This is a genomic window from Janibacter limosus NBRC 16128, assembly GCF_001570985.1.
Lineage (GTDB): Bacteria > Actinomycetota > Actinomycetes > Actinomycetales > Dermatophilaceae > Janibacter > Janibacter limosus.
The window spans coordinates 14,961-33,639 of the sequence record NZ_BCSS01000020.1 but is presented as its reverse complement, the minus strand read 5'-3'; the positions used below and the strand labels follow the sequence as shown (position 1 = coordinate 33,639).

At 70.6% G+C, this 18,679-nt stretch carries 22 protein-coding genes; 9 read left to right on the top strand and 13 right to left on the bottom strand.

The features are described 5' to 3' along the window. Positions 1-63 precede the first annotated feature (63 nt). Both JLI01S_RS09175 and JLI01S_RS09170 read right to left on the bottom strand, forming a co-directional pair. Positions 64-504 (bottom strand): VOC family protein, encoded by a 441-nt coding sequence (locus JLI01S_RS09175; protein WP_068263583.1) that lies wholly within the window; start codon positions 502-504, stop codon positions 64-66. A gap of 96 nt (positions 505-600) precedes the next feature. After that, positions 601-2,361, bottom strand: a complete 1,761-nt coding sequence (locus JLI01S_RS09170; protein WP_068263581.1) for an AMP-binding protein — start codon at positions 2,359-2,361, stop codon at positions 601-603. A 145-nt stretch (positions 2,362-2,506) separates the two neighbouring features. On the opposite strand from JLI01S_RS09170, the gene JLI01S_RS09165 reads away from it, so the two are divergent. Continuing rightward, the gene (locus JLI01S_RS09165; RefSeq protein ID WP_068263579.1) at positions 2,507-3,445 is read left to right on the top strand and encodes an MBL fold metallo-hydrolase; all 939 of its coding nucleotides are present in this window, start codon (positions 2,507-2,509) and stop codon (positions 3,443-3,445) included. A gap of 49 nt (positions 3,446-3,494) precedes the next feature. Here JLI01S_RS09165 and JLI01S_RS09160 read toward each other — a convergent pair whose 3' ends face one another. Genes JLI01S_RS09160 through JLI01S_RS09150 form a run of 3 tightly spaced genes read right to left on the bottom strand, consistent with a single transcriptional unit; the run spans position 3,495 to position 5,090 of the window. Continuing rightward, positions 3,495-4,532 carry an alcohol dehydrogenase catalytic domain-containing protein gene (locus JLI01S_RS09160; protein WP_068263577.1) on the bottom strand — a complete coding sequence of 346 codons (1,038 nt, stop codon included), beginning with the start codon at positions 4,530-4,532 and terminating at the stop codon, positions 3,495-3,497. Positions 4,533-4,537: 5 nt separating this feature from the next. Beyond that, positions 4,538-4,834 (bottom strand): type II toxin-antitoxin system PemK/MazF family toxin, encoded by a 297-nt coding sequence (locus JLI01S_RS09155; RefSeq protein ID WP_369407372.1) that lies wholly within the window; start codon positions 4,832-4,834, stop codon positions 4,538-4,540. 22 nt (positions 4,835-4,856) lie between these two features. Next, on the bottom strand, positions 4,857-5,090 hold the full coding sequence (locus JLI01S_RS09150) for a ribbon-helix-helix domain-containing protein (RefSeq protein ID WP_068263637.1): 234 nt from the start codon (positions 5,088-5,090) through the stop codon (positions 4,857-4,859). Between JLI01S_RS09150 and JLI01S_RS17535 the strand changes: the two genes are divergently transcribed. Together JLI01S_RS17535 and JLI01S_RS17530 are read left to right on the top strand one after the other, a co-directional pair. After that, positions 5,083-5,832 carry a 4a-hydroxytetrahydrobiopterin dehydratase gene (locus JLI01S_RS17535; protein ID WP_245634580.1) on the top strand — a complete coding sequence of 250 codons (750 nt, stop codon included), beginning with the start codon at positions 5,083-5,085 and terminating at the stop codon, positions 5,830-5,832. The genes JLI01S_RS09150 and JLI01S_RS17535 overlap by 8 nt on opposite strands. Then, entirely contained in the window at positions 5,736-5,960 is a 225-nt protein-coding gene (locus JLI01S_RS17530) for a VOC family protein (RefSeq protein ID WP_245634579.1), read from the top strand. Before JLI01S_RS17535 ends, JLI01S_RS17530 begins: the two co-directional genes overlap by 97 nt. A gap of 130 nt (positions 5,961-6,090) precedes the next feature. On the opposite strand, the gene JLI01S_RS09140 is transcribed toward JLI01S_RS17530, so the two are convergent. Both JLI01S_RS09140 and JLI01S_RS09135 read right to left on the bottom strand, forming a co-directional pair. Further along, positions 6,091-6,708: a hypothetical protein gene (locus JLI01S_RS09140; RefSeq protein WP_068263567.1), complete on the bottom strand. Its 618-nt coding sequence runs from the start codon at positions 6,706-6,708 to the stop codon at positions 6,091-6,093. Between the two features lie 16 nt (positions 6,709-6,724). Next, positions 6,725-7,939: an ATP-binding protein gene (locus JLI01S_RS09135; protein ID WP_068263565.1), complete on the bottom strand. Its 1,215-nt coding sequence runs from the start codon at positions 7,937-7,939 to the stop codon at positions 6,725-6,727. 150 nt (positions 7,940-8,089) lie between these two features. Between JLI01S_RS09135 and JLI01S_RS09130 the strand changes: the two genes are divergently transcribed. From JLI01S_RS09130 to JLI01S_RS09110, 5 genes are all read left to right on the top strand, one after another. Further along, complete coding sequence (locus JLI01S_RS09130; protein ID WP_068263562.1) at positions 8,090-9,565, top strand: NAD-dependent malic enzyme; 1,476 nt, start codon at positions 8,090-8,092, stop codon at positions 9,563-9,565. A 112-nt stretch (positions 9,566-9,677) separates the two neighbouring features. After that, entirely contained in the window at positions 9,678-10,457 is a 780-nt protein-coding gene (locus JLI01S_RS09125) for a fructosamine kinase family protein (protein WP_068263553.1), read from the top strand. Positions 10,458-10,546: 89 nt separating this feature from the next. Continuing rightward, positions 10,547-11,833: a sensor histidine kinase gene (locus JLI01S_RS09120; protein ID WP_068263548.1), complete on the top strand. Its 1,287-nt coding sequence runs from the start codon at positions 10,547-10,549 to the stop codon at positions 11,831-11,833. Beyond that, positions 11,833-12,513: a response regulator gene (locus JLI01S_RS09115; RefSeq protein ID WP_068263542.1), complete on the top strand. Its 681-nt coding sequence runs from the start codon at positions 11,833-11,835 to the stop codon at positions 12,511-12,513. The genes JLI01S_RS09120 and JLI01S_RS09115 overlap by 1 nt, the downstream gene beginning before the upstream one ends. Before the next feature lie 3 nt (positions 12,514-12,516). Further along, positions 12,517-13,374 (top strand): DUF4097 family beta strand repeat-containing protein, encoded by an 858-nt coding sequence (locus JLI01S_RS09110; protein WP_068263540.1) that lies wholly within the window; start codon positions 12,517-12,519, stop codon positions 13,372-13,374. A gap of 29 nt (positions 13,375-13,403) precedes the next feature. On the opposite strand, the gene JLI01S_RS09105 is transcribed toward JLI01S_RS09110, so the two are convergent. Both JLI01S_RS09105 and JLI01S_RS09100 read right to left on the bottom strand, forming a co-directional pair. Further along, complete coding sequence (locus JLI01S_RS09105) at positions 13,404-14,264, bottom strand: Fpg/Nei family DNA glycosylase (protein ID WP_068263536.1); 861 nt, start codon at positions 14,262-14,264, stop codon at positions 13,404-13,406. Further along, on the bottom strand, positions 14,257-15,333 hold the full coding sequence (locus tag JLI01S_RS09100; protein WP_068263533.1) for an App1 family protein phosphatidate phosphatase: 1,077 nt from the start codon (positions 15,331-15,333) through the stop codon (positions 14,257-14,259). The genes JLI01S_RS09105 and JLI01S_RS09100 overlap by 8 nt, the downstream gene beginning before the upstream one ends. Before the next feature lie 109 nt (positions 15,334-15,442). Between JLI01S_RS09100 and JLI01S_RS09095 the strand changes: the two genes are divergently transcribed. Then, positions 15,443-16,627 (top strand): hypothetical protein, encoded by a 1,185-nt coding sequence (locus JLI01S_RS09095; protein ID WP_068263531.1) that lies wholly within the window; start codon positions 15,443-15,445, stop codon positions 16,625-16,627. Between the two features lie 7 nt (positions 16,628-16,634). On the opposite strand, the gene JLI01S_RS09090 is transcribed toward JLI01S_RS09095, so the two are convergent. Genes JLI01S_RS09090 through JLI01S_RS09075 form a run of 4 tightly spaced genes read right to left on the bottom strand, consistent with a single transcriptional unit; the run spans position 16,635 to position 18,623 of the window. Then, entirely contained in the window at positions 16,635-16,955 is a 321-nt protein-coding gene (locus JLI01S_RS09090) for a putative quinol monooxygenase (protein ID WP_068263527.1), read from the bottom strand. Positions 16,956-16,999: 44 nt separating this feature from the next. Beyond that, a complete protein-coding gene (locus JLI01S_RS09085) occupies positions 17,000-17,356 on the bottom strand; it encodes an ArsC/Spx/MgsR family protein (RefSeq protein WP_068263524.1) in 357 nt (118 codons plus the stop codon). Positions 17,357-17,365: 9 nt separating this feature from the next. Next, a complete protein-coding gene (locus tag JLI01S_RS09080; protein WP_068263521.1) occupies positions 17,366-18,289 on the bottom strand; it encodes an exodeoxyribonuclease III in 924 nt (307 codons plus the stop codon). A 19-nt stretch (positions 18,290-18,308) separates the two neighbouring features. Then, positions 18,309-18,623 carry a GNAT family N-acetyltransferase gene (locus JLI01S_RS09075; RefSeq protein ID WP_068263514.1) on the bottom strand — a complete coding sequence of 105 codons (315 nt, stop codon included), beginning with the start codon at positions 18,621-18,623 and terminating at the stop codon, positions 18,309-18,311. Between the last annotated feature and the right edge of the window lie 56 nt (positions 18,624-18,679).

The following is an 18,679-nucleotide window of genomic DNA, read 5'->3' as shown; positions in this document are numbered from 1 at the left end:
CAGGCATGCGCGCGCCGTCTGGCCCGCAGCCTCACCTCGACCCGGCGAAGACGACCATGGCCCTCAGCCGATCTGCTCGGTGAGGGAGACGATGATTCCTTCGGGTCCGCGGACGTAGGCCATCCGCCACGCGCCCTCCCACTCGCCCATGCCGCCGACGAGGCCGTAGCCCTTCGCGGCGAGCTGCTCGAGGACAGAGGGCAGACCCTCGACCTCGAAGGTGACATTCCGTAGACCCAGCTCCGTCGACACCGCGGTCGGCGACCCGGGCTCGTGGTCGGGTCGGTCGAAGCACGACAGCTCGAGCGTGGTCCCACCGTCCGGCAGGCCGAGGACGGCGATCTCGGAACGGGAGTCCGGGATCCCGATGACGGTGTCGACGAACTCGCCCTCCATGACCATGCGCCCCTGCAGCTCAAAGCCGAGCCCGATGAAGAAGTCCATGACCACGTCGAGGTCCGCGACGGTGATGCCCACGTGGTCGAAGCGCTTGATGGCTGCCATGCGGCCAGTCTGCTCCCCGTGAGTCTGAGGTACGGGTCTCAGGTGCGGGTCTGAGGTGACAGAGCTGACCCGTGGATGGACACGCAGCCGTGCCGATCAGCCGTACAACGCCTCGATCTCGTCGGCGTAGCGGTCGCTGATCGGCTTGCGGCGCAGCTTGAGGGTGGGGGTCAGGACATCGCTGCCCGGAGCCCAGTACTCGGGGAGCACGGTGAACTTCTTGACCTGCTCGACGTGGGAGAGCTTGGCATTGCCCGCCGTGATGCCCTTGTCGATCTCGGCGATCAGAGCGGGGTGCTCAGCGAGGACGGCCGGGTCCGCTGCGACGCCGGCCTTCTCGGCGAAGACAGCGGCGGCGTCCGGATCCAGGGTCACGAGCGCGATGTTGTAGGGACGGGCATCACCGACGACGACGATCGTCGCGGCGAGGGGCGTGGTCACCTTGAGGGTGTTCTCGATGTTGGACGGCGACATGTTCTTGCCGGCGGAGCTGATGATCAGCTCCTTCTTGCGGTCGGTGATCGTCAGGTAGCCGTCGGCATCGATCGTGCCGACGTCACCCGTGTGCAGCCAGCCGTCGGAGTCGATGGCCTCGGCGGTCTTGTCCGGGTCGCCGCGGTAGCCGGGCATCACGCAGTCCCCGCGGAAGAGCAGCTCACCGTCGTCGGCGATCTTCATCTCGAAGCCGGGCAGTGCGGGGCCCACAGTCCCCACCTTGGCCCGCCCGGGCGGGTTGATCGTCCCGGCACCGGCGACCTCCGACATTCCCCAGATCTCGCAGACGTCGATGCCCAGCCCCATGAAGAAGGACAGTGTCTCGGGCGCGATCGCTGCCGCACCCGACCAGGCCCAGCGCAGCTCGTCCAGGCCGAGTGCGTTCCTGACCTTGCTCAGGACGAGCTTGTCCGCAAGGCGGTACTGCGCGGCGTCCTTGCCACGGAGGGGCTCCCCCGCGAGCAGCGCGGCACCCTGCTTCTCGGCCATCGCCAAGGCCCACGTGCCGAGCTTCTTCTTCACCGGGCTCTCGGCCGCCACGACCTTGGCCTCGATGCCCATCTTGATCTTCTCCCAGACCCGGGGCACGGCAAACCAGATCGTCGGGCGGGCGTCGGGTAGACCGCTCGCGATCATCTTGGGATCGGCGATGTAGGTGACCTGCACGCCCCGAGCCAGGTTGAAGTACTGCGCCGAGGCCCGGTCGGCGATGTGGGCGGCCGGTAGGAAGGAGGTGATCCGGTCGCCGAAGTGCACATCGACGACGCCCTCTGCGCCGTGGAGCACGGCGAGCAGGTTGCGATGGGTGAGCTGGACCCCCTTCGGCGGGCCGGTGGTGCCGGAGGTGTAGATCAGCGTGAGCACGTCGTCGGGCTGCACCGCTCGCCAGGCGGTTTCGAAGTCGAAGTCGGCGTCGCCCAGGCCCTCGAGCTCGGCCAGGGTGTGGGTGGCGCCCTCGGGCTTGCCGTCGATGACGATGAGGTGGTCGAGGGCCACCCCGGAGCGCAGGATCGCGGGCAGCAACGCGACCTCGGTGACGGCGACCCGGTTGCCGGCGTTGCCGAAGAGGTACTCGACCTGCTCGGGCGCGGACGTGTTGTAGATGGAGAAGGGGATCATCCCCAGGTGCATCGCCCCGGCGTCGACCCAGGCGAACTCCGGTCGGTTGCTGAGCATGATGCCGAGCGTGTCCCCGCGTTGGTAGCCGAGGGCGGCCAGACCTGCGGCGACGGCCCGCACGCGGTCGCCGTACTCGGCCCACGTGACCGAGACGGCGTCGCCGGCGGTGCGCAGCGCCACGGCGCCCGGGTCGACGGTCAGGGTCTGCTGGAAGGCTTCGCAGAGGGTGGTGGCGTCGGACATGGCGTCTCCATCACAGGAGCCCTCCACGCTGAGGGCTTTGCCTGAGGGTAGGGGCGCGGTCCTCGCACGACAAGCGTCCGGGACCGAGTCGGACCCACCGAGCGGGCGATGCCCCTCGTGACCTGCCCATCTCTAGGGTGGGCGGATGCGCCTCAAGCTCGGTCGGCCCGACATGTCCACCTACGCCTCTCGCCACGACCTGCCCGCTGCCAAGCCGGGTCGGCTGGGCGTGACCTTCCTGGGGGTCTCCACGCTGCTCGCGTCGGACGGCGACTCGGCCGTGATGGTCGATGGATTCTTCTCCCGTCCCGGGCTCCTGCAGGTGGGTCTGCGCAAGATCGCACCCTCACCGGAGCGGATCGACGCAGCGCTCACCCGGGCTCTCGGGGACGCCGGGATCGACCGGCTCGACGCCGTCGCGGCTGTGCACAGCCACTACGACCACGTGCTCGACTCGGCCGTCGTCGCCGAGCGCACCGGGGCGGTGCTGCTCGGCGGGACGTCGACCGCCCACGTGGGCCTCGGCGGTGGTCTTGCCCCAGAGCGCATCCGGACCGTGGCGTCTGGTGACACGATGGAGTGCGGGGCCTTCGCCCTGACCTTCGTCGACTCGGCGCACTGCCCGCCGGACCGACACCCGGGCACCATCGACGCGCCCGTCGTCCCGCCGGCCCGCGTGGGTGCCTATCGGTGCGGCGAGGCGTGGTCGATCCTGCTCACCCACACCAGCGGCCGGACCGCCTTGGTGCAGGGCAGCGCCGGCTACGTGCCCGACTCACTCGCCGGTCACGAGGCCGAGGTCGCCTACCTCGGCGTCGGGCAGCTCGGTGTGCAGCCGCTGGACTACATCGAGGCCTACTGGGAGCACACCGTCCGCGCCGTGGGTGCCCGGCGGGTCGTGCTGACCCACTGGGACGACTTCTTCCGCCCGCTCGACCAGCCGCTGCGCGCCCTGCCGTACGCGGGTGACGACCTGGACGTCACCATGAGCGTCCTCGACCGCCTCGCCGCCGCCGATGGGGTCACCCTCCACCTGCCAACGGTCTGGCGCCGCGAGGACCCCTGGGCGGGCCTCGGCGGATGACCGAAGGCGTCGCCGCAGCTCCGGCGCCCGACCTGAGGGCGAAGGGGGCTCAGCGCGAGGGGTCGATGATCGTCATCCCTGCGACGCTCGTCCGGTCGAAGACGGGCAGCAGCGATGCTGCCTCCTCCAGACCGATCGTCCGCTCGACGAGTCGCTGCGGCTGGAGGGCGCCGGACTCGATGAGGGCGAGCATCTCCGGGTAGTCGACCGCCGCCATCCCGTGGCTGCCGAGCAGGTCGAGCTCCCACCCGATGACCCGAGCCATCGGGACCCGCGGGTGGCCGTCGACCGGCGGCAGCAGACCGACCTGCACGTGGCGTCCGCGACGGCGCAGGCTGTGGATCGCGTCGGAGGACGTCTGCTCGCTGCCGACAGCGTCGACTGCCACGTGACTGCCGCCGTCCGTCAGGGCAGCCACGTCCGCGCCGATGTCACGACCATCCGCAACCAGTGACTGCTCGGCGCCGAGATCCGTTGCCAGAGCGAGGGCCTCGGGTTTGCGGTCGACCGCGATGACCCGAGCACCGAGCGCCCGGGCGATCATCACCGCGCTCAGCCCGACACCGCCGGCTCCGACGACGGTGACCCACTCTCCCTTCGTCAGGCGGGCCCGGGCGACGAGGGCGCGGTAGGCGGTGGCGAAGCGGCAGCCGAGGCTCGCCGCCGTCGCGAAGTCGACGCCCTCGGGGATGGCCACGAGGTTGGTGTCGGCCGCGTGCAGTGCGACCTGCTCGGCGAAGGAGCCCCAGTGCGTGAAGCCGGGTTGCTCCTGGTCGGGGCAGACCTGCGCCTCGCCGGCTGCGCACCACGCGCACCGGCCGCACCCGCAGACGAAGGGGACCGTCACTCGGTCACCGACCCGCCACCGCTCGACCCCCGCGCCGACCTCGGTGATGACGCCGGCCAGCTCGTGACCGGGCACGTGCGGCCACGCGATGTCGTCGTGACCAGCCCACGCGTGCCAGTCGCTGCGGCACATCCCGGTCGCCTTGACCTGAACGACCACCCCACCCTCGGGAGCGAAGGGGGTGTCCACCTCCCGCACCTCGGGCTGGGCTCGGACGGCATCGATGATCACGGCTCGCATGGGCGTCATCCTGTCAGCGGCAGGTCCAGGTCATACGCCATGACCACGGCACGTGCCAGCTCGGCCTCTTGTGCGTTCGACAAGTAGCCGACCGTGCGCCCAAGCAGCTCCACCGGGACGGTGACCACGTTGTCGAGCGCCACTGCGCACTCGGCGTCGAGGCCGTTGACGGGCCCGACTCGCACCTCGCTGGACAGTCCTTTGACCGTCGTCGTGATGGGCGCGATCGTCACCTTGGTCATGGCCCCGCGTGCGGTCTCCCGCGTCAGCACGAGAGCGGGCCGGGTCTTGTCCAGACGCACCAAGCAGATCTCCCGCACGGACTCAGTCCCCGACGTCGACGTGGGCGGCGGTCCACTCGACGACGACGTCGAGATCGTCGTCTGCTCCACGCTTGCTGAGGATGTCGACGTCGTGCGCTGCTGCCAGACGGCGCATCTCGCGCTCCAGCGCAGAGGTCACCAGTGCCGCGCGGCTGGACGCCTCACCGCGCGCGACTGAGCGGTCGAGGAACTCGACCATCTCGTCGGGGAGGCGGACGGCGATCTGGGTGCTCATACCTCCACGGTACCTGCAATGCATCCCGATTCGGGATTCGCTGTCCGGGTTCGGTGGATGTGTCACTCCCGCACCTCGGGCTGGGCTCGGACGGTGGCCGCGGCTCGCACATCGCCGCCCTGTCAGGACCACGTCGGTCCTCTACAGGTCTACGGTCGATTCATGGACATGCTCATGGGGGGGGGGCCAGATCGCCGCAGCCAACCTCACCGACTGGCGCAAGCTGGCGCAGGGACTGCACGCCCGGTACGCCGTCGAGGGCTTTGGCGCCGCCGCACGGTTTGTCACCGCGGTGGGTGTGGCCGGCGATGCGATCGGCCACCATCCGCGCGTGACGATCGGTCGCGGGTACGTCGACCTCGATCTGGTCAGCCCCGATGCGATCTATCGCGATGACGATGATGGCACCGAGCTCGTCCTCAAGTGGGTGACCCAGCAGGACATCGACCTCGCCCGACAGATCACCGCGATCGCCGCCGACCACGGGCTCACCCCCGAGCCGTCCTCGGTCAGCGAGGTCGAGCTCGGTCTGGACACCACCGACTCGGCGAGCATCGCCCCGGTCTGGGCCGCTCTGCTCACCGGCAGTGCGGACTCCCAGGGCTGGGGTCACCGAGCGACGAGGTCCGTGACGCCACGGTGCGGGTGCCCAATCTCTGGTTCGGCGACGTCCAGGACGAGGCGGCATCGCGGTGGCACGTCGAGGTGTACGTGGCACCCGAGGTGGTCGAGCAACGGGTAGCCGCGGCGCTGGCCGCAGGTGGGACCGTCGTTGACGACAGCGCCGCGCCCGGCCTCACCGTCATCGCTGACCAGGACGGCAACCGCGGCGTCATCTGCGCAGACACGTCCTCCGCGCAGGAGGCCTGACACTGCGGGCGTGAGTCGCGAGTCATCATCTCCAGCTCGGAGGTGAAGACCCGTAGCCGCCTACCGCTCGCTCCAACGTGTGGCCGTCGACGGTGACCGGTGGTGGGGGTGGTCTTGAGCGACAGCCCGCTCAGGAGCACACCTGCAGCCGTTTTTCGATGGCGATCACCTCAGCATGGGAGGACCCGCCGTCGGCGAAGGGGAGCCCCGCCGCCTCGAGGTGCGCTATGAGGGCAAGGCCGGCGCGGGCCGGCTCGGCGAAGTCGCTGGTGGGGATCGTCACGACGCCCCGACGGGTCTCGATGATCGAGTCCTTGCGCGTGAAGCCCAGACGGTCGCGGTGGACGTGCACATAGAACGCGTCGCCCTTGACGTAGCTCGAGTGCTCGCCGATGGGGTTGAGATCGGCGCGGATGACCGCGCGCACGGCGGCATCGGGGACACGACTGCCGGCGTACGAGAACCCCGTCGCGTGGATGACGAGCAGTGGTTGCCGCATCTTCAGCTCGGCGTCCGCGCGGAAGCTCCGGGGGAGAAGCCACCACATCGCGGGGAAGCCGAGCACGGCGAAGAGGAGCATGAACCAGTCGTCCTCGAGCGTGAAGGGGATGACCCCGGTGGCCCCGAGGATCACAAAAAACACGAGAGTGATGACTGCTATACCCCTCATCATCCACCCGGTCATGGCGGCCCACTCGCCCAGGTCGGACCGTGCCTCGAAGTGAAGCGGCTGCTGCTGTCCGGTCATCAGGCTCCGCCGCCCATCAGGTCTGCTCGCGCAGGTATCGCCCGAAGTGGGGCACGGTGAAGGCGATCCGGCCGCGCTCGGCGGAGTAGATCAGGCCCTTCTTGAGCAAGGCATCACGTGCGGGGGAGAGGGACTGCGGCTTCTTGCCCAGGGTGCTCGCGACCTCCGAGGTGAGGACGGACTCGATGTCGTCGAGGGCCTCGTCCCCCTGCGCCGCGATGTCGGCAGCCACGTCGGCCATCGCCCGCAGGTACTCCCGCTCGCCGGGCGTCGCCCGCTCGTAGCGCGAGCCGAAGAACCCGACCGCCAGCTCCGACTCGGCCTCCGGCGAGGCGACTCGCACGTCCTCGGCACGGATCGGCGACTGCGGAGCCTGGTCCCACACCGCCTTGCCGTACGCCTGGATGAAGTAGGGGTAGCCGCCCGTCGCGATGTAGAGCGCGTCGAGGGCCTCCCGCTCGTACTCGGCCAGCTCGTCGGCGGCCGGCGCGCTGAGGGCCCGGTCTGCTTCCTCGCGAGCGAGCCGGTCGATGCGCTGGTAGCGGAAGAGGCGCTCGCTGTAGGACTTGCTCGCCGACAGCACCGCCGGCAGGTGCGGCAGGCCGGCGCCGACGACGATGAGCGGCAGACCCGACTGGCTCATCTCGTGGCAGGCGGCGCAGATCGCGGAGATGTCCTCGGGGCCGAGGTCCTGCATCTCGTCGATGAAGATCGCGACGCCACGGCCGAGGTCGGCTGCGAGCCCGCCGACGTCGGTGAAGAGCTCGACGAGGTCGATCTCGATGTCGCCGGAGTCGGCGCGTCCCTTGATGGGCGGCGCGTCGATGCCGGGGTTCCACACCTCGCGCAGCTTGGTGCCGGGCTTGGCGTCGCGTTGGGCGAAGGACTTGATGACGCCGAGCACGTGCTCGACCTCCTCCTCCTGCGTGTGGCCGAGCTCGCGCACGGCCTGGTGGAGGGCGCTGGACAGTGGCCGGCGCAGCCCCAGCTCGGGCCGCGCCTCGAGCTTGCCGGTGCCCCACTTGGCCCGCACGGCGGCCGAGCGCAACTGGTTGAGGAGCACGGTCTTGCCGACCCCGCGCAGCCCGGTGAGGACGAGGGAGCGCTCGGGTCGCCCGCTGACGATGCGCTTGAGCACGACGTCGAATCGGGTCAGCTGCTCGTCACGGCCAGCGAGCTCGGGCGGGCGCTGACCGGCGCCGGGGGCATAGGGATTGGTGATCGGATCCACGATGTGACCGTATCCGCTTGTATTGGCGAAGGGGGATATTGCGGCAGATTCACGCATCGGCGCGTCGCGATCTGGTCGTCTACCGGTGTATGTCGATCCGTGGAGACGGACCGATTTTCGGTGATCGTACGGCGGTGAGAGACTGATCACATGGCTGCCGCAACCCCCTCGTCGTACTCGATCACCATGCGTTTGCACACCTCCACCGACTACGCAGTCGTCGGTCGTGTCGCCACCGCCATCGCGGAGCAGGGCGGCATCGTCACCGCCATCGACATCGCCGACTCGCGGCATGACCGGCTCGTCGTGGACGCCACCTGCTCCGGCTTCGACCTCAACCACACCGATGGGCTCGTCGAGGCCGTCGAGGCGATCGACGGCGTCAAGGTGCACAAGGTCTCGGACCGCACCTTCCTGCTCCACCTCGGCGGCAAGATCGAGGTCAAGTCCAAGGTCGCGCTCAAGACCCGTGACGACCTCTCGATGGCCTACACCCCCGGCGTCGGCCGGGTCTCGATGGCGATCGCCAAGAACCCCGAGGACGCGCGCCGCCTGACGATCAAGGGCAACACCGTCGCGGTCGTCACCGACGGGTCGGCCGTCCTCGGCCTGGGCAACATCGGCCCCGAGGCGGCCATGCCCGTCATGGAGGGCAAGGCGGCGCTCTTCAAGCAGTTCGCCGACATCGACGCCTGGCCGATCTGCCTCGCCTCCCAGGACACCGAGGAGATCATCCGCGCCGTCGAGATGATCGCCCCGGGCTTCGGCGGCATCAACCTCGAGGACATCGCTGCCCCCCGCTGCTTCGAGATCGAGCGCCGCCTGCGCGAGAGCCTCGACATCCCCGTCTTCCACGACGACCAGCACGGCACCGCCATCGTCGTCCTCGCCGCCCTGCGCAATGCCCTGCGCGTGGTTGACAAGTGGCTCGAGGAGTCGCGGATCGTCGTCTCCGGTGGAGGCGCTGCCGGCTCCGCGATCGTCACGCTGCTGCTCTCCGCCGGCGCCAAGGACGTCATCGTCTACGACCGTGAGGGGTTGCTCTCCGCCGACGACACGACGCTCTCGCGCGCCAAGCTCGAGCTCGCTCAGCGAACCAACCCGCGCAAGGTCCGCGGCGACCTCGCCGACGGGCTGCAGGGGGCCGACGTCTTCATCGGTGTCTCCGCGCCCAACCTGCTCAAGGCCGAGTGGATCCGCGACAACATGGCCGATGACGCGATCGTCTTCGCCCTGGCCAACCCGGACCCCGAGATCGACCCGGCCGAGGCCGCGAAGTACGCCAAGGTCGTCGCCTCAGGCCGCAGCGACTACCCCAACCAGATCAACAACGTCCTCGCCTTCCCCGGTGTCTTCCGCGGGCTGCTCGACGCCCAGGCCGAGGAGGTCACCACCGACATGCTCATCCGGGCCGCGGACGCGATCGCCGGGGTCGTCAAGGACGAGGAGATCAACCCCTCCTACATCATCCCCAGCGTCTTCCACCCGGACGTCGCCGAGGCCGTCGCCGTGGCCATCGCCGGTGAGGGCAAGACGAGCTCCGGCGCGACCGGTCCCATCAAGACCGGCTCGCGCGCGACGGCTGCGCCGGTCGACGAGACGGGCAACCTGCCCCGGGTGCGCTGACCCTTCGACGGCCCCTTCGAGACGGTTGCTGCGCAACCTCCTCAGGGAGCGGGGGCTCGGCCGCGGGCAACCTCCTCAGGGAACGGGGGAGAGGGGTGGCAGTCTTGACCCCGTGAAGCCGCCCCGCACGTACCGCAAGGACACCTCCGCCGCCCCGCGTGGCTACTCCTCCTGGGAGGCGGCGGGGCTGCTCTGGCTCGCCGAGGCCCAGTCCGAGGGTGGGGCCAGCATCGCGGAGCTGCAGGACGTCGACCTCGACCACATCGACCTGCTGCAGTACGACCCGGCGCCGTCGACCAATGTCCAGGCCGACGAGCTCGGGGTCGCGCTCGCCGCGACCCACGCGGCGGGTGCTCCGGCCTTTGGTGCGCCCCCGGCCCGGTGGAGCAGCCACGGCTTCATCGGCCCGGCGGACTCCCCCCTTCCCATGCCCTTGGAGTCGAGCGAGTCGTGGGGCGCCTTCTTCGCCGAGCAACGTATCCGGCACATGCTGCGGGTGGGGCTGTCCAACAACCTGTGGCAGGACGAGCAGGAGCACTTCGAGCGGGTGGCGGTCCGACTCGAGTCCGGTGAGTTCGACGACGGGCGCCCCCCGGCGCGCATCCACGGCGACCTGTGGGCGGGCAACATCCTGTGGACCCGCCAGGGCGCCGTCCTCATCGACCCCGCCGCCCACGGCGGCCACGCCGAGACAGACCTGGCGATGCTCATGCTCTTCACCGCCCCGCACATCGCGCGGATCATCGCGGCCTACGACGAGGCGGCCCCGCTGGCCGACGGCTGGCAGGAGCGCGTCGGCCTGCACCAGCTCTTCCCGGTGATGGTCCACGCCATCGTCTTCGGTGGCGGCTACGTGCAGCAGTCCGTCGAGATGGCCCGCTCCTACGCCTGACCACCAAGGACGAAGGGGGGACATCCCCCCGTCGAGATGGGGGAGTGCAGGGCAGACCGGGGCGCCCACCTCTCCGTAGGTTTGGTCACGTGACCACCCAGACCCTCTCCCCGCCGTTGGAGCGGACCAGCCTGCCGCGACGGTGGCTCGCCGGCTGGGGCAGCGTGCTGCTCCTCGCGACGAGCACGCTGACCGCGCTCGCCGCGCTGCTCCTCATCACCTTCGTCATCACCGCGCTGGCCCTCGTGAGCGCCGGAGGCGTCGGCCTCCTCCTGCTCGTGCCCCTCGTGTGGCTGTGCGGGGTCCTTGGGCACGCCGAGCGGCACCGCATCGTGGCGCTGACCGGTCGCCGGGTCGACCCGCCGCCGCGCCGGGTGCAGCCACTGTGGCGCCGGCTCCTGCTCGACCAGCACTCGTGGCGCAGCACCGCCTATCTCGCGCTGCACGCCATGTGGGGGAGTGTCATCGGCTGGCTGACCCTGGCCGTCCTGGCCCAGGCGCTGCTCATCCTCTTCGTCCCGCTGCTCGGCAGCCGCATCCCCGAGGACGGCATCTCGATCTTCGGCATCCTGCGGGTCGACGGCACCCTCGAGCTGGCGTCCACGTGGACGATCGCCCTCGTGACGCTGCTGCTGATGCCCGTCGTGGCGAGCCTGCTCACCTCGGTCGACGTCATGCTCGCCCGCTGGCTCCTCGGCCGTGACGAGCGCAAGGTCGTCGCCCACCTCACCGCCCGCGTCGACACCCTCACCGACTCGCGCCGCGAGGCCGTCGACTCGGTCGAGGCGGAGCGCCGGCGCATCGAGCGCGACCTGCACGACGGGCCGCAGCAGCGCATGGTGTCCATCGCGATGACGCTCGGCATGGCCAAGGAGGCCATCCGCCACGACCCCGAAGGTGCGGCCCAGCTCGTCGACGAGGCCCACCGCTCGGCCAAGGAGGCCATCGTCGAGATGCGCCATGTCGCGCGTGGGATCGTCCCGCCGATCCTCGCCGACCGCGGCCTCGAGGCTGCGCTGCCCGCCTTGGCGGCCCGCTCGGCCGTGCCCGTCTCCGTCGAGGTGCGGGACGTCGGCCGGCTCGACCCGACGACCGAGGCGATCGCCTACTTCGTCGTCAGCGAGGCGCTGACCAATGTCGCCAAGCACTCCGGCGCCGACCACGCCGAGGCCGTCGTCACGACCGACGCCGAGCGGCTCACCGCCGTCGTCACCGACGACGGCCGCGGGGGCGCCGATCCCACACTCGGCACCGGCCTGACCGGCCTGCGCCAGCGGGTGACGGCCGTCGACGGCACGCTCGACGTGACCTCCCCGGTCGGCGGGCCGACCACCTTGACCGCGACCCTCCCCCTTCGCACCGGACGGAGCCTGTGATGACCGACCCGACCCAGACCGAGAGGCCGACCAAGGTCGTCCTGGCCGAGGACTCCGTGCTGCTGCGTGACGGCATCGTGCGCCTGCTGACCTCGGCCGGCTTCGACGTCGCGGCCGCCTGCCCGGACGGGGAGAGCTTCATCGCCGCCGTCGACGAGCACCGGCCCGACCTCGTCGTCGTCGACGTGCGGATGCCCCCGACCTTCACCTCCGAAGGCATCGTCGCCGCGCTCGCCGTCCGCGAGCGCCACGCCGAGATCTCCGTGATGGTCCTCTCCCAGTACGTCGAGGAGCAGTACGCGACCGAGCTCGTCGCAGCCAGGTCGAAGGGGGTGGGTTACCTCCTCAAGGACCGCGTCGCCGACACGAGCGACTTCATCGCGGCGCTGCGGGACGTCGCCTCCGGCGGGACGGTGCTCGATCCCGAGGTCGTCACCCAGCTGCTCACTCGGGCGCGCAATGTCGATCCGCTCGCGGCGCTCACCCCGCGCGAGCGCGATGTCCTCGGCCTGATGGCCCAGGGGCGCACCAACTCTGCGATCGGCAAGGAGCTCTACGTCTCCGACGGGGCCGTGGAGAAGCACGTGACCTCGATCTTCACCAAGCTCGACCTGCCCCCGGCCGACGGCGACCACCGACGCGTGCTCGCCGTGCTCCGCTGGCTCGACCAGGAGGACTGACCGATGTCCACGACCCCCGCGACCCAGTGGCCGCCGCGCCCGGGCGAGCCCGCCGACCCCGAGCTGCGCGATCGTTATCGCACGGATGCTTCCCGCGAGCGGGAGGGCCGGCGCGCCGAGATGGTGCAGGAGGCAGCGGAGACGCCCCCGTCCCGCACCCCCGTCGGCCCGATCCGGGTCATCGCGCTCCTCGTGACGCTCGGGCTGCTCCTCGTCGCCGGGTTCAGCATCGCCGGCCCGATGCTCAAGCAGTCCCAGACGCGTGAGCAACCCATCACGGCCACCGGGGCGGTGCGCTTCTCCGGGGAGATCGGTGACGTGCGCTTCCGCGCGGCGGAGGCAGGTGAGCGACCTCGTGCCGTCATCACGAGCACCTGGGGTCTGCGCAAGCCCACCAGCGCTGTGCGCACCTCCGACGGAGCGACCAGCCTGACCTCCTCCTGCCCGCAGCCAAGCCTTGGCACCGTGTGCCGGGTCGACTGGCTCGTCATCGTGCCGACGGACACCGACCTGACGATCCAGCACGGCGTCGGAGCAGTCTCCCTCGAGGGGACGAGCGGCGACCTCGACCTCCAGATGGGCGTGGGTGACGTGACGATCACCGAGTCCGAGGCCGATACCGCCAGGATCGACATCGGTGTGGGGGCGATCGACTACGAGGCCGTCGAGCCGCCGCGCAGCGTGGACGTCCGCGTTGGCGTCGGTGAGGCCACGGTACGGGTGCCCGACAGCGAGGGCTACCGCGTCGACACCTCGGGTGGCGCCTCCGACGTGATCAACAACCTGGGCAACGAGAGCACGTCCTCGCGCCGAATCTCGGTCGAGAGTGGCATCGGGTCGATCCGGATCGACCCGAGCTGACCCCCTTCGCCAGCAACGTCAGGGCTGCACTACTTCAAGAACTTGCTGGTCCGCCGATCGGCCAGCGGCTTGCCGCCGGTCTGGCAGGTCGCGCAGTACTGCAGCGACCGGTCGGCGAAGCTCACCTCACGCACGACATCGCCGCACACCGGGCACTCCTCGCCGGTGCGGCCGTGGACGCGCATCCCGGACCGCTTGGCGTCCTTGAGCTGGGCGGCCGGCTTGCCGGCCGCTGCGGCGATCGCCTCGGTCAGGGTCGAGCGCAGGGCCGCGTGGAGGGTGTCGACCTCCTCGTCGGTGAGCGAGGACGCCATGGCGAAGGGGGACAGCCGCGCCGCGTGCAGCACCTCGTCTGAGTAGGCATTGCCCACCCCCGCGATGAGCGACTGGTCGCGCAGCACGCCCTTGATCTGCGTCTTGCGGCCGGCGAGGAGCTCGCCGAAGGCCGCCCGGTCGAGGTCGCCGGAGAGCGGGTCGGGTCCCAGCCGGGTGATGCCGGGGACCTCCTGGATGTCGCGGACGAGGTAGGCGGCCAGGCTCTTCTTGGTCCCGGCCTCGGTGACGTCGAAGCCGGAGCCGTCGACGAGGCGCACCCGCAGGGCGATCGGAGACTTGCCCGGACGCAGCACGGTGCCCGGCAGCTCATCGGACCAGCGGATCCATCCGGCGCGCGCCAGGTGGATCACCAGGTGCGTGCCGTCGCAGTCGATGTCGATGAACTTGCCGTGACGGTGGACCCCGTCGACCGGGGCGCCCTCGAGGACCTGTGGCGGTGGGTCGAAGGTCTTGAGCACGGAGAAGGAGGCGAGCTCGAGACGCTCGACCGCCAGGCCGGAGAGGCGCTCGCCGAGGAAGTCGACGAGTCCCTGCACCTCCGGCATCTCAGGCACGCGGTGCTCCGCTCGTGCCCGTCCCGAGGGCCTGGCGCATCTGCTCGATCATCGTCCAGCCGTCCGCGGCCCGGCAGATCGGCAGCTCGACGCCGACGTGCTGCTCGTAGTCGTCGGTGGCGATCGGCGTGAAGTGGCTCAGCAGCTGCTCGGTCGCGGTGAGCACCCGGATCCCGATCGCGCGCACGCGGTCGGGGCGCTGCTCGGCGAACTCGCCGTAGAGGCTCGGGTCGTGCTGGCCGTCGTCGCCGATGAGCACCCAGCGGATCTCGGGCAGCTCGCGCGCGAGCCGGTGCAGGCAGGCGCGCTTGTGGTCCTGCCCGGAGCGGAACCAGCCGGTGTGGGTCGGTCCCCATTCGGTCATCAGGAGCGGTCCGAGCGGGTAGCCGGCGCGTCGCATGAAGCGGGTGAGCGGCGGCACGGCGTTCCACGCGCCCGTCGAGACGTAGATGATCGGCGCTCCGGGATGCGCGGCGAGCATCTCGCGGTACATCGTCGCCATGCCCGGGACCGCCCGTCGGGTGCCCTCGTGGCGGAAAAAGGTGTTGTACGCCGCGATCATCGGCCGGGGCATCGTCGTGGTGATGATCGTGTCGTCGATGTCGGAGACGATGCCGAAGCTCTGGTCGGCCGCGACGACGAAGACGGCGGCCGTGGTGTCGGCCGCGCGGGGGGAGGTGATCTGCACGTCGTGCCATCCGGGCTCGAGCCCGTGGTCGGTGATCGTCAGGTCGAGCATGCCCGATCGGTCGGCGCGCGTGCGGAACTCGCGCTCGCCGATGGTCACGGTGACCGGCTCGCCGGCAGCCGGGGTGGTGAAGAAACCCCGCCACCCTCGCCGCTCGTGGTCGGCGGTGCGCAGCTCGAGCCACGAGGCGCGGGCGTCGGCGGCAGCGGGGGCATAGGGCCGGCGCGTCATGAGGACCCGACCGAGGACGCGGACCCGCTCGACGCTGCCGTACCCGGTGTAGGTGAGTACCCGCGTGCCCCATCCTCGACGTCGCATGGCGCCGGCGATCTGTCGGTGCCACGAGTCCTCGAGGATCGCGGCTGCATGTGGTCGCGACATGCAGCCGAGCCTAGTGCGCTGTCCGCGAGGAGCCGAGGGGAGTGGATCTGCGTCTTGTCCTGCGTCCTGCTCTGGCAGAGTGTGGCCGGGCGAAGGGAGGGCCACACCAGTGACGGACGAGCAGACGCGCACGATCGACATCGTGACGATGGGATGCCGCTGGGTCCTCGACGTCAGTGACCTCGCTCCCGACGACGCGGACGCCATGGCGCAGCGCTGGCAGCGGTGCGTCGGACTGGTGAGCGCGCCCGAGGCCCTGCGCCTGGAGGACGAGCCGATCTCGGTCCGGGTGTACGAGGGTGACGCCCCGACCGATGTCGAGCCGGGGACTGTGCTCGCGGGTGCGGCCAGCGCCGAACGGGTGCCCTATGCGCTCTCGCGGGAGATCACCCGTGCCGGGCTGATGCGGCTGCGCGGCCGAGCGACCCTGCTGCACGCCGCTGCGCTCGCCGACCCCGCGGGCCGCGCGCTCGCTCTCGTCGCCCCCTCTGGAGGGGGCAAGTCGACGGCGACGCGCGTCCTGGGCACCCGGCTCGGCTATGTCTCGGACGAGTCGGTCATCCTCCTGTCCGACGGGCGGATCGCGCCGCATCCCAAGCCGCCGTCCCTCGTCATCGACGAGGAGGACCGCTTCCATAAGGAGGAGCCGGCGCCGGACGCGCTCGGACTGGGGCCGACGCCGTCCCTGCCGCGGCTGACGGCCCTGCTCACGCTGAGCCGCGACCCGGAGGTCACCGAGCCCGCCGTCGAGGAGGTCGGTCTCATCGAGCAGGTGCTCGAGGTGATCCCCGAGACCTCGTCCACGTGGTGGCTCGATGACGGTCTGGACCGGTTGGCCCGGGCGGTCACGGCCGGTGGTCCGCCTGCGCGACTGCGCTATGCGGAGATCGAGACCTGCCACGAGCTGGTGCGCGAGCACCTGGAGCGGGCGGCCCCGGTCGACCCGACGTGGGAGCACCTGCCGGCGAAGGGGGCGGACCGCCTGCCCGTCGACACCCTGTCCTTCAGCGAGGACCCCGACGGGGTCCGGGTCGACGATGGCGAGCTGCTCGCCCGGGCACCGTGGTCGGACGCGATCGCCTGCGACGGTGAGGTGCTCGTGCTCGCTGGGCCACGCCCCCTTCGCCTGGCGGGTCCGGGAGCGGTGATCTGGCGCGCCGCGGGCGCACCGACCACCCTCGACGAGCTCTCCGAGTGCGTCGTGGCGGAGCTTGGCGAGCATCCGCAGGCGCTCGACCTCACGCGGGCTGCGGTCGAGCAGCTCCTCGCGCACGGGGTGCTGCTGCGCGCGTGAGCGGCGGTCAGCCGACCTTGAGCTCGCCCATCTCGTCCCAGCCGGAGCCTTCGACGGTGCGGCTGATGATCCGCGGGGTCTCGGCGAGCGCGGGGCGCATGGCCTCCAGGCCCTTGGCGAAGTGGTCACTGGTGACGTGGGCCTCGCCGGCGTCGTCCTGGAAGGCCTCGACGAGCACCCACTCGTCGTCAGTGTCCAGGCTCATCGACCACTCGAAGAAGATGTTGCCCGGCTCGGCCAGCGTGGCCTGGGTGAACTCGTCCACGATCTCGGGCCACTGCTCGGTGTACTCGGGCTTGGTGCGGTACTTCACGACGATGAGGATCATGACCTCACGCTAGCCGTCCGACCGCCCGATGGGCCACGGGGCCCTCAGCCGGCGAGGAAGGCGGCGACCCGGTCCTTGGGGCGGCCGATGATCGCGGCGTCGCCCTTGACGATGACGGGACGCTGCATGAGCCGGGGGTGCTCCACGAGGACGGCGACGATCTGGTCGACGGTCGCGACGACGGCGTCGGTGAGGCCCTGCTCCTTGAAGAAGGAGTCACGACGCACCAGCTCGGTCGGCTCGTCCTCGAGCTTGCCGATGAGCTCGCGCAGGGCGGCTTCGTCGAGCGGCTCCTTGAGGTACTGGATGACCTCGGCCTGCGTGCCGGTCGCGTCGAGGGTCTCGATCGCGGCGCGGGAGGTCGAGCACTTCGGGTTGTGCAGCACGGTGACATCGCTCATGGGGCCACGTTAGTCCGCATAGTCCACGACGACGGCCGCGTGGTCGCTCACGCGCTCAGGTCCGCTGGCCGGGCGGTCGGTGCCGGCCGTGACGGCCCGCTTGGCCAGTCCCGGGGTCGCCAGGTGGTAGTCGATGCGCCAGCCGGTGTCCCGGTCGAAGGCGCCGCCCATCCACGACCACCACGAGTACGGACCGTCCGCGTGGGGGTGCACGGACCGGACGACGTCGACGAGGGTGCGCGGCGAGAGGATCGAGCCGAACCACTCCCGCTCCTCGGGCAGGAAGCCCTCGGCCTTGTTGCTCGTGCGCCAGTTGGTCAGGTCCTGCCGGGTGTGCGCGATGTTGAGGTCGCCGAGGAGGAGGAACTCGCGCCCAGCCGCCTTGGCGCTCTTGCGGGAGCGCTCCAGCTGACGGGCGAAGGAGGCGAGGAAGCCCATCTTGCGTTCGTACTTCGCCCCGCCGTCCGGGACCTCACGACCACCGGGCTTCTGCAGGTGGGCGGGCAGGCCCCCCTTCGGCAGGTAGAGCGAGGCAACTGTCAGCGGCGGTGCGTCCCCTGTGTCATCGATGTCGACCTCGATGTAGCGACCCTCCGAGGCGAAGGGGGACAAGCCGCGCGCCATCGTGCCGGCCGGGGACGGCTCGGTGTGCAGGTGCTCCTCGCCGGGGGCCCGCATGAGGACCTCGCCGTCCCAGGTGCGCACGGCCGCCGGGCGGGTGCGGGTGAGGACGGCGACGCCGTTGCGTCCGGCGATGTGGCCGGGCTCGTAGGCCAGGTGGTAGTCGCCGAAGACCCCGCTGGGCAGGGCAGTGGCCGGGCAGCGGACCTCTTGGAGCGCGACGACATCGGGTGCGCGCTCGGCGAGCCAGCTCTCGAAGCCCCTGCGCTGTGCTGCTCGGATGCCGTTGACGTTGAAGGTGGCGATGCGCATGGGTGTCGCTGTGCCCCGCTCAGGCGTCGATGGCCGCGAGGTCCGCGGGCGTCGCCGGGGAGGCGGTGTCGGCGTGCTCGGGGTGCTTGGTCAGCCACTTCTTGACATAGGAGCAGACCGCGACGATGGCCAGTCCTTGCTCGCGGGTGGCCGTGACGGCCTCCTCGACGACGATGCCCGCCAGGCCCTGCCCGCCGAACTCCTCGCCGATCTCGGTGTGGAAGAAGACGCGGCGTCCGTCGTGGTCGGCGAACTGGGCGAAACCGGCCACGACACCGTCACTGGTGATCTCGAAACGGTCGGGATTGCTCTCACGGCTCACGGAGGTACTCATGTCACAACCCTCCCACGGGCCCCCGACAGCGGGTGTGACTCCCTTCTCATCTGCAG